13 protein-coding genes are annotated in these 15,665 nt (G+C 34.9%); all 13 read left to right on the forward strand.

Features of this window, described 5'->3' with window-relative positions; genetic code table 11:
* Position 1 precedes the first annotated feature (1 nt).
* The 13 genes from opp4C (at position 2) to MHH96_RS08980 (ending at position 15,638) form a co-directional block, all read left to right on the forward strand.
* A complete protein-coding gene (opp4C, locus tag MHH96_RS08920) occupies positions 2–925 on the forward strand; it encodes an oligopeptide ABC transporter permease (RefSeq protein WP_047941760.1) in 924 nt (307 codons plus the stop codon).
* A gap of 51 nt (positions 926–976) precedes the next feature.
* The gene (locus MHH96_RS08925) at positions 977–2,596 is read left to right on the forward strand and encodes an ABC transporter substrate-binding protein (RefSeq protein WP_053215647.1); all 1,620 of its coding nucleotides are present in this window, start codon (positions 977–979) and stop codon (positions 2,594–2,596) included.
* 292 nt (positions 2,597–2,888) lie between these two features.
* Positions 2,889–4,646: an ABC transporter ATP-binding protein gene (locus MHH96_RS08930; RefSeq protein ID WP_047941758.1), complete on the forward strand. Its 1,758-nt coding sequence runs from the start codon at positions 2,889–2,891 to the stop codon at positions 4,644–4,646.
* Positions 4,609–6,438 carry an ABC transporter ATP-binding protein gene (locus MHH96_RS08935; protein ID WP_047941757.1) on the forward strand — a complete coding sequence of 610 codons (1,830 nt, stop codon included), beginning with the start codon at positions 4,609–4,611 and terminating at the stop codon, positions 6,436–6,438. Before MHH96_RS08930 ends, MHH96_RS08935 begins: the two co-directional genes overlap by 38 nt.
* Before the next feature lie 371 nt (positions 6,439–6,809).
* Complete coding sequence (locus MHH96_RS08940) at positions 6,810–7,478, forward strand: GTP pyrophosphokinase (RefSeq protein WP_445669007.1); 669 nt, start codon at positions 6,810–6,812, stop codon at positions 7,476–7,478.
* A 217-nt stretch (positions 7,479–7,695) separates the two neighbouring features.
* Positions 7,696–8,853, forward strand: a complete 1,158-nt coding sequence (locus tag MHH96_RS08945; RefSeq protein ID WP_047941756.1) for a DEAD/DEAH box helicase — start codon at positions 7,696–7,698, stop codon at positions 8,851–8,853.
* A gap of 151 nt (positions 8,854–9,004) precedes the next feature.
* On the forward strand, positions 9,005–9,244 hold the full coding sequence (locus MHH96_RS08950) for a hypothetical protein (protein ID WP_047941755.1): 240 nt from the start codon (positions 9,005–9,007) through the stop codon (positions 9,242–9,244).
* Positions 9,245–9,367: 123 nt separating this feature from the next.
* A complete protein-coding gene (locus MHH96_RS08955; protein WP_047941754.1) occupies positions 9,368–10,501 on the forward strand; it encodes a GerAB/ArcD/ProY family transporter in 1,134 nt (377 codons plus the stop codon).
* Positions 10,502–10,563: 62 nt separating this feature from the next.
* Complete coding sequence (locus MHH96_RS08960; RefSeq protein WP_047941753.1) at positions 10,564–11,682, forward strand: GerAB/ArcD/ProY family transporter; 1,119 nt, start codon at positions 10,564–10,566, stop codon at positions 11,680–11,682.
* Positions 11,679–13,271: a spore germination protein gene (locus MHH96_RS08965; protein ID WP_047941752.1), complete on the forward strand. Its 1,593-nt coding sequence runs from the start codon at positions 11,679–11,681 to the stop codon at positions 13,269–13,271. Before MHH96_RS08960 ends, MHH96_RS08965 begins: the two co-directional genes overlap by 4 nt.
* Positions 13,268–14,464, forward strand: coding sequence for a Ger(x)C family spore germination protein (locus MHH96_RS08970; protein ID WP_047941751.1), 1,197 nt, complete (start codon positions 13,268–13,270; stop codon positions 14,462–14,464). Before MHH96_RS08965 ends, MHH96_RS08970 begins: the two co-directional genes overlap by 4 nt.
* A gap of 163 nt (positions 14,465–14,627) precedes the next feature.
* Complete coding sequence (locus tag MHH96_RS08975) at positions 14,628–14,975, forward strand: lmo0954 family membrane protein (RefSeq protein ID WP_095259147.1); 348 nt, start codon at positions 14,628–14,630, stop codon at positions 14,973–14,975.
* A gap of 12 nt (positions 14,976–14,987) precedes the next feature.
* Complete coding sequence (locus MHH96_RS08980; protein WP_047941749.1) at positions 14,988–15,638, forward strand: PspA/IM30 family protein; 651 nt, start codon at positions 14,988–14,990, stop codon at positions 15,636–15,638.
* Positions 15,639–15,665 lie beyond the last annotated feature (27 nt).

Consider the following 15,665-nt stretch of genomic DNA (forward strand, 5'->3'; position numbering starts at 1 on the left):
TATGAGTATTCCTAATGTGAAAGTGGATACGGAATTACAAGTTAATGTGGTGATTCCTGTTCAAAATCAATTGGGGAATGAAGAAAGCTATCTAAAACTAATAACAAAACGTTTTTTTAAACATAAGTTGGCCGTTGTTGGTCTCATTATTTTTTCATTAATGGTTCTGATTGCAATCTTTGCTCCAGTAATTGCACCGCATAATCCATATTCTGTTGATGGCGAATTTGCGTCTGCTCCTTCTGCTAATAATATTCTTGGTACAGATGAAGTGGGAAGGGACTTGTTTAGCCGACTATTATATGCTGCTAGAGTCTCTTTATCAGTAGGAGTCGGAGCAGTGGCGATTTATGTTGCTATTGGTACTATACTAGGAGCGATTGCGGGGTATTTTGGAAAATGGGTGGACATGGTTATCATGCGTATTACAGATGTGTTCATGTCATTTCCGTATTTAATGGTAATTTTGGTTCTAGTAAGTATAATGGGGCCAAGTCTATTTAACGTTATTTTAGTATTAGGTTTGCTCGGATGGCCATCGATTGCAAGATTAGTAAGAGGGTGTGTATTAACAATTAAAGAAATGGATTATGTTAAAGCAGGTGTCGCTTTAGGGTATTCCACGCCAAAAATTGTTTTTCAACATATTCTTCCGAATTGCATTGCGCCGATTCTTGTTAATGCTACATTTGGCATTGCGTCTGCCATTATTATGGAAGCATCCTTGAGCTTTTTAGGGATGGGGGTTCAGCCTCCTACAGCAAGCTGGGGGAATATGCTTAATGAAGCTCAATCCATTACTGTATTGGCAACACAGCCTTGGTTATGGATTCCGCCTGGAGTCATGATATTACTTGCTGTATTATCCATAAATTTTATGGGGGACGGTTTGCGAGATGCAATGGATCCCAAGAGCCATAAATGATGAGGAGATGCATTTATTACTATTCTAGAACAATAGATGGGGGAACATTCAATGAAGAAATTTAAAACGATATTTAGTCTATTTTCCATTGTCATTTTAGTATTACTTTCAGCGTGCTCGGGTGTAAATAATCCAGCTTCAACTGGTGGTGGTGCAAAAGAAAATACGATGTATTTGGGGCTTGTAAATGCTCCAGTTAGTTTTAATCCCATTAATTCTTCTGATATTGCAGCATCATGGTTAGAAAAATTTATGTTTGATACTTTTTTAGAGATGACTGGTCCTTTGGAGTTTACACCAAAGCTAGCTGAGTCCTTTGAAACAGAGGATAATCAGACATTTACAATCAAAATTAATAAGGATGCAAATTGGACAGATGGAACACCTGTTACGTCTGCGGATGTTGCTTTTACGTTAAATTTAGTTGCTAATCCAAAGACGGAAACAGCTGTTGGAGCCTATTTAACTGTATTAGATGGATTAACAGACGATGGCAAGCTTCCAGAAGGAGAAACAGAAATACCATCTATAACCATTGTTGATGAGAAAACAATTCAATTTAAGACAAAGGCCCCAGTCGATCCAAATATGGTGAAAGAACAATTAGGTTCTAAATTTATGATACTTCCAGAACATAAGTTAAAGAATATTGCTCCGGAAAATCTCCAAAAGGATCCTTTTATGATGAAGCCGACCGTAACGAATGGTCCTTTTAAGTTTGTTAAATATGCAAAAGATCAATATGTAGAATATGCTAGGAATGATGACTATTATTTAGGGGATGTAGAACTGGATAAACTATTTGTGAAAATCATGCCAGCAGCAAACCTTGTAGCTCAATTGCAGACAGGCGAAATTCAAATGAATGCTGCAGGAGGGATTGGAAAAATTGCAGTGCAAGACTTTGAGACAGTAAAAGGATTTGACAATGTAACAACCACAACAGATAAAACATATGGATATCAGAATATGAGTTTTAATATGGAAACCATCACAGATAAGAAAGTAAGACAAGCAATCGCTTATGCTATTGATCGTCAAAAAATTGTCGATCAATTACTAAAGGGAGAAGGAGAAATTGTAGACGGTCCGTATACATCCATCAGCCCTTATCTTGATAAAGAATTAGAAACATACACGTATGATCCAGAGAAATCGAAGCAGTTATTAGAAGAAGCAGGCTGGGATTTCAATAAGACAATAGAATTTGTTGTTCCGATTGGAAACAAAGTGCGGGAACAATCAGCCAATATTATTGCCGAAAATTTAAAAGCGGTTGGATTAAAACTAAATACAACTACGTATGATTTCCCAACGATTATGTCAAAAGCGAGAGCAGGCGACTACGATTTAATGCTAATTGGCTTCACTAATACTATTGATCCAGATTTAACAACAATCTATGGTTCTGCGGGATCAAGTAACTATACAAATTATAACAATCCAAAGGTAGATGAACTATTAGCAAAGGGGAAACAAGAACCAGATACAGAAAAGCGTAAAGAGATTTATAATGAGCTTCAAGCAATTTGGAGTGATGAACTGCCGATCTTTACATTGTATTCTGACTATGACTTTGGAGCAGTTTCTAAAGATGTAGCTGTGGGATCACCAAAGGTATTTGGTTTCCATAATGAATTATATAAATGGTCGTTAGCTGGTGTAAACTAAAAGCGATAAAAGCGGCTCGAACATAAGTATTTCCAACAAATTTAAACCTGAACAATTATACAGAGATTCTAATCTAGAATTTTTGTATAATTGTTCGGTTTTTTTATTTTAAGAAAGAAGGTGGCATTTGTACATGTAATAAAATATACTGAATTAATTTTATTCTGAATGATGTTTTCTAACTTACTAAAAAGAGGTATGATAAAAATAATGTTTAGCAAATCTAAATAAATTTCATCGATGATTGGATATTAAGTAGTAAATTCAATTAGAGTAAAGGCTGGAGGGAATAATGTCAAAAATATTTGGTCGACTTCGAGTATATAAACTAAGTATTACAATAGCACTTATACTAATGTTAACCGAACTTGCGGTAGAACTGGTTCAGCCATTGATTATGGCAAAGATAATTGATGATGGCTTGGCTCATCAAGATACAAAAGTAGTGTTAATTTGGGGAGGATTGTTGATATTATTTTCGCTTGTAGCCTTTGCTGCTGGAATAATTAATACATTCTATTCTTCCCATGTTTGTCAGAATTTTGGCTATAGTCTTCGGAATGAGTTATATCAAATCATTCAGTATTTTACGTTTTCAAGCAGTAATGTTTTTGCAAGTTCGTCTTTGATCACTAGATTAACGAATGATATTACACAATTACAAAACACGATATTTATGGGATTGCGATTTCTATTAAGGGCACCGCTTTTAATCGTTGGTGGAATCATTATGTCCTTCTTAGTTAATGTGAAACTAGCGTTTATATTGGCGATTACGATTCCGCTTATTGTGGTTATGTTTATTTGGGTTATTAAAATAGGAAGAAGTCTGTTTCAATCTGTTCAAAAGAAACTCGATCAGGTAAACAGTGTGATGCTGGAGAATTTAACAGCAGTGAGGCTTATCCGAGCATATATCCGTAAGCAGTTTGAAAGAAATCGTTTTATGCATACAAGCGAGGATTTAAAAAATCTTACCCAAAAGGCGCTCCGAATTATGGAAACTACTGTGCCGCTCTTATTATTCGCTATGAATCTATGTATTATTGCCATACTTTGGATTGGATCCGGACAAATAAACACAGGTGAGGCACAGATTGGTGAAGTAGTTGCCGTTATCAATTATACATTAAGAATCACTACATCGATTTCTGTAGTAAGTATGTTAGTAATGGTTATTTCTCGTTCAAAAGCTTCAGCTGATCGAATCCAAGAGATTATTGATAAGAAAGAACAGGATAAGGATAATCCAGATGAAAGTATGGACTCAAAACTGAAAGGAAAAATTAAGTTCCAGCATGTATCCTTTCGTTATCCATCTAATAGAAGGAATACGATAGAGAATCTGCACTTTACCATCCACCCTAAAGAAACAATTGCTATATTAGGAGCAACAGGTTCAGGAAAAACAACACTCTTCCAATTAATTCCACGTCTTTATGAACCAACAGAAGGAAGCGTTTTGATCGACGATAAACGAGTGGATTCATATTCATTAAATACGCTAAGAAAGCAAATTGGATATGTACCACAGGAATCGATGCTCTTTACGGGTACCATTCAAGAAAATATTAGATGGGGAAATCCTGATGCGACCTTTGATGAAGTAGTGCAAGCTGCAAAAGATGCCCAAATTCACGATACCATTATGTTAATGCCTCATACATATGATACGAGAATTGGACAAAAGGGAGTTAATTTATCCGGAGGACAAAAGCAACGCCTTTCCATTGCAAGAGCACTCGTCAGAAAGCCAAGTATTCTCCTGCTAGATGATAGTACAAGTGCATTAGATTTAAAAACAGAAAAAAAGCTGCTGGATGCAGTTGCAGATTATCAATGTACCCTTCTGCTCATTACGCAGAAAGTATCTACTGCGATGAAGGCAGATAGAATAATGTTGATTGAAGATGGAAAGATTGTAAGTTTTGCTTCCCATGATGAGTTATGGAAGACAAACAACCTTTATCAAAAAATAGTAGAATCACAACTAGGGGAAGGAGAGTGGGAGAATGCAAAGGGAACTAACCGATCCATTTCGCTATCCTAAACCTAAATTAAAGCCAGATCCCACAGTTGTTAAAAAAGGGAAAAAACCAAAAAATATGGGGAAGACCTTATACCGATTATGGAGCTATCTTGCACAAAAAAAGGGATTATTATTTCTTGTTTTAGTGATGGTGGCAATGAGCTGTGCATTAGGATTATTGGGACCATATGTTTTAGGAATTTCTATTGATCGTTTTATTGTCAATAGAAATTTAGATGGTTTTACAGGAATGCTAATAGCCCTTGGTGGTATTTACTTTTTTCATTCTGTTGCATTATTTTTGCAAAGTTATTGGATGGTTGGAATTTCACAAACAACTGTTTTTCGCTTAAGAGCGGATTTATTCCACCAATTTCATGAGCTGCCGATAAGTTATTTTGACAAAAAGCAGCATGGAGAATTGATGAGTCGTGTTACAAATGATATTGAAAATGTCAGTTCTACTTTAAATAGCTCTGTTATCCAAATCTTCTCTAGTATTATCACATTAGTTGGGACAGTAGTCGTTATGTTATTGCTCAGCCCGTTATTAACCGTCCTGACTTTAACTATTGTGCCAGTTATGTTTATCGGAATGAAGTGGATTACGAGTAGAACAAGTATATTGTTTAAGGAACAGCAAAAGAATTTAGGGGAGTTAAATGGATTTATTGAGGAATCTATTTCAGGACAAAAAATTGTAAAAACTTTTTCTTTAGAAGAAAAAGTGATTCATGATATGAAAGAAAAAAGTGATAAGCTTAAGAATTCTGCGTATTGGGCACAAGTCTATTCAGGCTTTATTCCAAAGTTGATGAATATGTTAAACAATGCTAGCTATGCAGTAATTGTAGGGGTTGGCGGGCTATTAGCCCTCAAATCAGGTACTGTATCTATTGGGGTTATTGTCATCTTTGTTGAATATTCCCGACAGTTCACTAGACCCTTAAATGATTTATCGAATCAATTTAATACACTGTTATCTGCCATTGCGGGTGCAGAGAGAGTATTTGACGTATTAGATGAAGAAAGAGAAGAAGTAGATGAGAAGAAAGCAGCCGTGATGGAAGAAATGAAAGGAGAAGTTCAGTTTAAGCATGTTTCTTTTTCTTATGAGGTAAATAAAGAAATTTTAAAAGATATTGATTTTAAGGCAAACCCAGGTGAAACAATTGCTTTGGTTGGACCCACTGGAGCTGGAAAAACGACTATTATCCAGCTTATCACGAGATTTTATGATGCAACCGCAGGAAATATATTAGTGGATGGACAGGAGATTACAAAAATAAAAAGAGAGAGTCTTCGTTCGCATATGGGATTTGTTCTTCAGGATAGCTATCTATTCGAAGGGACCATCCGGGAAAACATTCGGTATGGCAGGTTAAATGCTACGGATGAGGAAGTGGAGTATGCAGCAAAGCAGGCCAATGCTCATGGCTTTATTGAACATCTTCCGGAAGGATATGATACGATTCTTTCTGCTAATGGAAACGGAATTAGTCAAGGACAAAAGCAGCTATTATCCATTTCTCGAGCAATTTTAGCAGATCCATCTATTCTTATTCTGGATGAAGCAACAAGTAGCATTGATACAATCACAGAGGTGAAAATTCAAGATGCTTTAAAACGGTTGATGAAAGGGAAAACGAGCTTTGTTGTTGCTCACCGATTAAACACCATTAAACATGCGGATCTGATTCTAGTATTGGATAAAGGGATGATAGCCGAAAAGGGGTCTCACGAAGAATTATTGAAGAAAAAAGGCTTTTATTATGAACTACATCAAAACCAATTCTCAGAGACAGTTGATTAGATTATAAAAATAAAATGGGGCTGCACCGGTTGGTCAGTGTAGATAGTAGATATATAAAGAACAGCACTTCTCTCCTTAGAGCTGATATTGAAGGAATAAGGGAAGTGCTGTTTCTTATTTTATAAATAAAAAATATTTGTATGAAATGATATTTGACTGACCGGTCATTATTGTTTACAATAAAGATAGATTCGGTGCATGTCAACCATCCGAAAATAGCTCGTTATATACAAAGGTGGATGTTGAAAGTGAAAACAATTGACCAAATTATTGAATTTTTGAAGAGTATCGGAGTAGACGCAGAAAAGGTTTATAGGAATCCAAAGGAGACATACTAGTTTATGGAAAGCGTAAAACAACTCAAGACATACATGGAAGATAATAACTTCAATTTACATGAATTATCAAATGAGCTTAATGAATGGAAAAATAGCTTAATTATTTATAACTTTGCTTTAGATGAAATAAATACGAAACTAAAAATATTAAATGAGGAATTTCAATTTATCCATAATCATAATCCAATCGAGCACATTAAATCACGAATTAAAGATCCAAAGGGTATTATGCAAAAGCTGCATCGAAAAGGGCATGCTATAACAATGGAAAATGCCAAAAAATATATACATGATATTGCAGGAGTTCGAATTACTTGTTCCTTTATTTCGGATATTTACGAAATTTATAATATTATTGAAAAACAAGCTGATATTAAAGTACTGCAGGTAAAAGATTATATTAAAAATCCAAAACCAAATGGCTATAAAAGCTTACATTTAATTATCAGTATTCCTGTTTTCTTAAGTACAGGAATGCAAGAAGTATTTGTTGAAATTCAAATAAGAACGATTGCGATGGACTTTTGGGCAAGCTTAGAACATAAAATCTATTATAAATTCGACAAAGATGTTCCTGCACATTTACTTAATGAATTAAAGGAAGCAGCAGATGCAGCCCATGAACTAGATGTAAAAATGAAGCGAATCAAAGATGGCGTCGATATCGTTCATAAAGTAGGGAAGAATCAGCTATTCATATAGTTTGAAAAGGAGCTTCGCAAGAAACGAAGCTCCTTTCTTTGTAGAAACAAAGAAATCCTCGAAATCCAGCATTTATAATTTATATTCAGCGAAAAATATAATCTCCCCCCTATTGAATAAGGTTTCATATCTATTTTTTCGTAAATAATTTATAATAAGAAGATATATTTTAAGGTTAGATGCTATTTGTCTGATTTTGATGAAAAAGGAGAACGAAATGAAAGAACAGCTATTTTGGAGTACATTTAAACCGTTTATACAGGAAAATTGGGAAAAGGCACAGTTTAAACAAGCAACTTCTATTCAAGCACAATCTATCCCGCTAATATTAGAGGGAAAAGATGTAATTGCTGAATCCCCAACAGGAACAGGAAAAACATTGGCATATCTACTACCAGTCTTAAATAACTTGGATACAGAATCGAAGAATATTCAGGCAATCTGTCTTGCTTCCTCTCAAGAACTTGTTATGCAAATTTTAGGAGAAGTACAAAAATGGGGAGAGGGCAGCGGTGTTCGGGCGGCCTCTTTTATTGGAGGAGCAAATGTTAAAAGACAATTAGAAAAACTGAAAAAGCATCCTCATCTTGTCATTTGTACACCTGGAAGAGCATTAGAATTGATTAAACAAAAAAAATTAAAAATGCATGCAGTAAAAACAGTAATTTTAGATGAAGCAGATCAATTGTTAGTACCAGAGCATCTAGAATCTGTTCGTCAAATTATCAAAGCCACTTTAAAAGAAAGACAAGTCGTTTTATTTTCTGCAACATTACCAAAGCAAACAGAAAATATTGCAGCTGAACTTGTTCAAGATGCAGAAATTATTCGCATCAAAAAAGATAAGGTGATCGAAGCAGCTGAAGTAGAGCATATTTATTTCCAAGCGGAATATCGAGATAAAGTAAAGCTATTAGAACCGATCTCTCGTTTAAAGAATGCGAAGATTCTTGTGTTTGTAAAGGATATTGGAAATTTAAGTGTTATCTATGAGAAGTTAGCATTTAAAAAAATTCAGACAAGTATTTTGCATTCTGATCTAAATAAAATGGAGCGTCAAAAGTCATTAACTGATTTTCGAGATGGCAAGAGAAACATGCTTCTAGCAACAGATGTAGCCGCAAGAGGGCTTGATATTCAAAATATTACACATGTTGTTCATTATGACTTAGCTACAGATCAGACTCAGTATATCCATCGGTCTGGAAGGACGGGCAGATTTGGTGCAGCGGGAGTAGTTATTAGTTTAGTGACAGAAAGAGAAGAAAGAGAACTGAAGCAAACAGCTAAGAGGCTAAATCTTCAGTTATCGAGAAAAACCTTTTACCATGGAGAAATGGTGGATTACAAAGTGAGACAAAAAAACAATAAATAATCTTTTTAAAAGCTGGCATCAACCGTAATAGCAGGTTGATGCCGGCTTTTTTATTTGAATTAACATTCATAAATGAAAATATAAGCATAAAAATGGAGAAATTTCACAAGATAATACCATAAATAAACAAAGCACTAAAAGGAAGGGTTAAATGGTAACTTTTGCTTATCTACTAATATTTACATCTATGAGTGTTTTAACAATTGTTCTGGATATTTTTGTATTTCATGATGGATTTATGAAATGTATAAAAAGAATATACGACGCCGAAGTTGGTGCAGGAGCTATTACCATTGTATTTACTGCGATATTAGGCTTTGTCTGGTCGGTCGTAGTGGATATTCGACTATGGAAAAATAAAAAACAAAGAAGGCAGAAAACTCAAGGATAATTACTCCATTTAGATACCAGTTGCACAACAGAGTATAGAAGTTTCTGCCAGGGCTGGCCCGGAATACTAATAAAGCAAAAGATGAGGCGCTTGCGCTTTTCTAAAAGGAAGTGTGTTACAGGCATGTTAAAAGAAAGCATTTCATTAACTCAATTGGCGGCAGTTGTTTTTAATTTCCAAATTGGAAGTACGATTGTAATAGGCCTTGGATTAAAAGCAAAAGAGGATGCATGGATTGTGCTTCTAATTGCTTTAGGATTAGGAATTATTATCACCCTATTTTATATCTATATGTTTTCTTTAACTCCTGGGAAAAATTTATTTGAGATGTTCGAATATTGCTTTAATCGGCCGATTGCAAAGGGGCTTAGTCTCGTTTATGCAGCTTATTTTTTTTATTATAGCTGTCGAATTATCCGCGACTTTGGAGAGTTGATAGCAAGTACAGTACTTCCCTTAACACCGATTGAGATTTCCACCATTATGCTAGTGTTCGTAATGGGATATATATTGTATATGGGTGTGGAGGTTCTTGCGAGAACCGCAGAGATATTCACTCCTTATGCATTTATCTTCATCATGCTTTTATTTATTTTCTTATATGTTGGTAAAAACCTTGATTTCTCTAATATAAAACCAGTATTAGCTGACGGCTTTAAGCCCTTATGGACTGCTGTGTTTCCCTATGAAATTGTACGGCCGTATGGACAATTACTCGTTTTAACCTTTATATTGAGCAATGTTTCAAATGCTAAATATAGCAAAAAGATTATTATTTATAGTGTTCTGATTTCAAGTTTATTATTGCTGGTTACATCATTGATGATTATTTTGTCTTTAGGATACGAGCTCGGATTACGTTCCAATTTCCCCTTATTAAGTGCAGCTCGACTTGTTTCTATTGGGAATTTTCTACAACGGATCGATGCTATTGTAGTTTTCTGTATGATGCTCGGAACACTTGTAAAAAGCTGTATTTATATATATGGAGGATTAAAGGCAATCGAGTACATTTTTGGTCAATCATTTCGGTATTTTTCGATTCCGATGATTTGTATTGTAGGAGTATTCACAACATTAATTGCGCGAAATTATACCGATCATATGGAGGAGGGATTGCAGTCTAATCCTTTTCTGTTACATCTTCCATTACAATTTGGCCTGCCGGCATTAATGGTATTTATCATGTTAATAAAACATTGGAATAAATCTAACTCCAAGAAAAAAGCAAAAAGTGGAGGACAGAATGTGTTTTAGGAAATAGCGATGAGCGAAATTTTGATTACATTAAATTAAAACCGATAAGGTGCTGAGTGATTATGTTGACAGAAAAACTATCTTTAACCCAAATATTTACGATGATTATCAATTTCCTTCTTGGAAGTTCTATCGTAATTGGCATAGGAATGGAAGCCAAAAGAGATGCATGGATAGTTGTTTTAATTGGAATGATTGTCGGCGTAATTATAATAAGTTTTTATCTTTATTTAATGTCATTGCTTCCAGGGAAAAACTTATATGAGATGATGGAATATTGTTTTTCTAGAAAAGTTGCTATCACTTTAGCTCTCGTGTACTTAAGTTATTTTATCTATGTTTCTGCAAGAGTAATTAGAGACTTTGGGGAATTGATCACTTCTGCCATTCTGCCTGTGACACCTATAGAATTTACGATATTAGCGCTTATGTTAGTAATTGGCTATATCTTATATTTAGGGATTGAAGTATTAGGAAGAACAGCTGAAATATTTAGTCCCTATATGTTTTTATTTATCATCCTGCTGTTTATTTTTTTATACGCTGGAGACAAAATAAACCTCACCAATGTACAGCCAGTTTTAAGTAATGGGATAAAGCCAATAATGAAAGCGGCTATTCCATCTATCATTGCCTTCCCCTTTGGAGAGTTAATAGCATTTACGGTTATTTTCGCTCATATTGGAGAGTTTAAGGCAACGAAGAAGGTTGCCTTAATTAGTGTTATTGTTGCAAGTATCATCTTACTATCTTCCGTTTTTATCATTATAGCCACCTTAGGGGAAAATACAGCAATGCGAGCAAATTTCCCACTATTAATAGCGGCAAGACTTGTTAGTATAGGGGAGTTTTTGGAAAGGATTGACGTGCTCGTTGTGTTTATTATGATGCTGGGAATATTAATCAAAAGTTCTGTGTTTCTATATGGCGGCTTAAAAGGAATGGAGTATGTTTTTCGGATACCTTACCGATATTTTGCTATGCCTGTTGCCTGTATCACAACGATGTTTAGCATCTTCATTTCTACGGATTTTTCGGATCATATTGTGGAAGGGTTAAATGTAGACTTATTTCTTGTTCATGTTCCACTGGAACTTATGGTACCTATTTTGATTACATTTGTGTTGTTAATAAAAAAATGGAAAGAACAAAGGGATGAAAAAAGGGGGTTAAAAATATGAATTATTTTAAAAAATTGATGTCTATAAATAGCAAAAAAGAAATACCCTCTAAAGTCGTTCCGACCGAAGCGAAAGAAATAGGGATAGAAGAACTTACCTTTGAAGCATTGAGAGAAGTGATAGGTTTAACCTTTGGAAATACAGCTGATTTGCAGTCAGATGTGATTCGAGTAGGAAAAAGTGAGGGATGTATTTATTATTTAGAAACTGTAGTAAATACAGAAATGTTAAAAGAGATGTTAGGGAATACGTTAGAGAATTCAGCAGATAAAGATATTGTTGTTGATACAATTGAAGACCTACAGAGCTTAAGTAAAAAGAGCTTTGGTGTTTCAGGATATAAATTATTAAAAAAGGTTAATGAAATTGTTTCTTCTCTCCTGGAAGGACGTATTGTTATTGTTTTTAGAGGTGTTGGGCAGGCGCTTAGTTTAAATTATTTAAATAGTGAAGGCAGGTCAGTAGCCGAGCCTACTACACAGACAGTCGTACGGGGACCAAAGGACTCTTTTGTAGAAGATGCCTCTACAAATATCAATTTAATAAGAAAAAGAATAAGAAACCATCAATTGCGTTTTGAAAAATTTATGATAGGAAACGAAACACGTACAAATGTATACATGGGGTATATGTATTCCATTGCAAATGAAAAAATAGTAGCAGAAGTAAGGTCTCGATTAAATAAAATTAATATTTCTGCTGTCTTCGAGTCAGCGAATGTTGAAGAATTAATTGTAGATAAAAGTTTGACTGTTTTTCCGTTAGCGATGAATACAGAGCGTCCAGATGCAGTAGCTACCTATTTAATGGATGCAAAAATTGTCATCATCATTGATGGATCGCCATTTGTATTAATCGTTCCGGCTGTACTGACTGATTTTTTCACTTCTCCGGAAGATAACTATCAAAACTATTTTATGGGTAGTTTTGTTCGTTTAATTCGCTACCTATCTTTTATGATTGGTTTAATTATGCCTTCCGCTTATGTAGGAGTTTTGACCTTTCACCCAGAACTGCTGCCAACTACTTTATTACTGAGTGTTATTGCACAGCGGGAGGATGTACCTTTTCCAGCTGTAGTGGAAGTGTTTATCATGGAAATTACTTTTGAAATTTTAAGAGAGGCAGGGGTAAGAATGCCGCGGGCCGTTGGTCAGACGGTTTCGATTGTAGGAGCATTAGTTATTGGACAGGCAGCCGCTGAAGCGGGAATCATTTCCAATATTATGGTTATTATTGTCGCGATTACTGCGATTGCTAATTTCGTTTTTCCTAATTATAGCTTCGCGAACGCATCTAGACTTATTCGATTCGTTCTTATCATTGTTGCCTCTATTTTAGGGTTATATGGGGTTCTTTTAATACTTGTATTTATGGTTGCACACTTAAGTTCTCTTCGTTCCTTTGGGGTTCCTTATTTAGCACCTGTTGCTCCATTTATTGTCGAAGATCAAAAAGATGTATTTGTTCGTTTTCCACTATGGTCCATTAATAAGCGTTCTTCCTATTTAAGTCCAAATGTAAAGAATAAGCAAAAGCCACAAGGGTCCCCGTCTCCGCCTAAACCGGAAAGTGGGAAGAAAAAGTGAAGAAAATTTGTGTCTTTCTATGTATATTAAACTGTTTGTTTCTATTAACTGGTTGTTGGGATCGAAAAGAATTATCAGAAATTAAATTAGTGGCAGGAATGGCCATTGATAAAGGCGAAAATGCAAAATATAAATTGACAGTAGAGGCCTTAAATGCAGTAGAATTAAATACCCAAACTGCTTCTGGAAATGCTCCGACAATAGTAGAAGGCATTGAGGGAAACACTATTTCTGAAATTACGCATCTCTTAAATGAGTACTATGCACAGTTCCTGGTTTTCTCTCATATGAAGATACTGGTAATCAGCGAGGAAATAGCTAGGTCGGGAATGCTTGATTTTATTGACTTCTTGGAAAGGAATAGGGAAATACGGGATGACTTTAATATTATTATTGCAAAAGATGGAAAGGCAGAAGATATTTTAAAAATAGTTGCCCATTATAGAAAGGCTTCCTCTTTAAAGTTATCCCCGCAATTGGATCATTTATTAGAGGATTGGGGAGGAGACCCAGGAATGAGTATTATTGAGTTTATCTCCGAATTGAACCTAGAAGGGAAAGAACCAGTGTTAGCTACTGTCCGCGTAAAAGGAGATGTAGAAAAAGGAAAGAGTATGGAAAATATCATGAAGGTGACTCCTGATGCAATAGTAGTCGTTGATTCTCTGGCGATATTTAAAAAGGGCAAATTGGTCGGTTTTCTGAGCATGGAAGATTCGAGAAATTATTTGTGGATTAGAAATAAATTAAAAACTACTTCTTTGTCCATTAAATGCAAACAGGGAGACTATAGTTCTGTGCGTGTAACAGAATCACAAACAGAAATAACTTCTAAATGGAAGAATAATAAGCCTGCTATTCATGTTGGGATAAAAGCAGAAGGATATCTGGAGGGAACACAATGCTATAAAAGTGTAGATAAGCTAGGTACCATTGAAAAATATGAAAAACTAGTGAATAAAGTTTTATCCCAAGAAATATCCAATAGCATTTCACATGTTCAAAGCCAATATGAATCAGATATTTACGGATTTGGAGAAGCAATGAGACGACAAGACTATGATTCATTTATGAAAATAAAAGACAAGTGGGATCAAGAATTTTCAAAAGCAGATATTAAAGTAGATGTAGATTTTGTTCTGAGAAGATCAGGAATTCGCTCCAAGAGCTTTTTGACAGGTACAGAAAAATAATTACTAAAGGAGAAAAACTGTTCCATTATGAACAGTTTTTTCTTTGCTTATTAGGATTAGTATTTTCTAAGACTAAAGTTGTAGAGCAAAATCAAGCTAAGGCATGTTATGAAAAAAACAGGAAGAAGGTAACATAGTAGATAAGAAAGGAGCGAAACGCAAAATGAAAAAATTTGGTTTATTTCTTATTGGGGCAGCTGCCTCTATCATCCTTTTATCACAGATAGGTCCAATACTCGGTTTAGTTATTAGTGCAGTAATTCTTTATTTTGCCTTTAAGCAATACACGAAAGCAACAAGCACATCAGGTAAGCTGGGGTGGGGGATAGCAGGAGTGATTATGCTTATTATAACAGCAAGTAACCTGCCAGCGATCATCGGATTAGCAGCCGCGTATGTATTGTATCTTGTTTACAAAAAGTGGAACAACAAGCAGACCATTATTACAAATAAAACAGCGGATGACCCTTTTGCAAATTTTGAAAAACAGTGGTCAGAATTAAATAAATAAGGAGAGGTTAATATGACAAATCTATTAGAAAGAATAAAAAATACGGTAATGGCAGACATTAATCATTTATTAGATAAGAAGGAAGAAAAAAATCCAATCGCGCTTTTAAATCAATATGTAAGAGAATGTGAGAAAGAGACAGATAAAGTAAAAAAAATGGTCGAAAGACAATATAAATTAAAAGAAGAGTTCATGAAGGAATTACAACAGGCTGAACAAATGGCGGAGAAAAGACAAAGACAGGCTGAGGTGGCTGGCAAAGCAGGAGAAGAAGAGCTTTTTGCTTATGCTAAGCAGGAGCAGACTCATTATGAAGAAAGAGTATTACGCTTAACCGAATCGTTAAAAAATACAGAGCAGCAATTGCATGAAATAGAAACGAAATATATGGATATGAAACATAAATTGAAGGATATGAAAATACGCCAGATGGAACTGATGGCAAAAGAAAATATAACAAAAGCACACCATACAATGAATAAAGTATTAGAAGAAAAACAGGCGAGTCCAACAAATCCAACACGCTTTAGCGAAATGGAACAATATATAGAAACGTTAGAAGAAAAAATAAATACAGAATATTATAAACAAACAATGGACGAAAAGTTAGCAGCATTAGAGAAAGATATGCTAAAAAAAGAAGATGACTCCATTTCCTTATAAAAAAATGGTATTCTAAAAGAGGCTGGT

Source organism: Niallia sp. FSL K6-0212 (genome assembly GCF_038007605.1).
GTDB lineage: Bacteria > Bacillota > Bacilli > Bacillales > Cytobacillaceae > Niallia > Niallia circulans.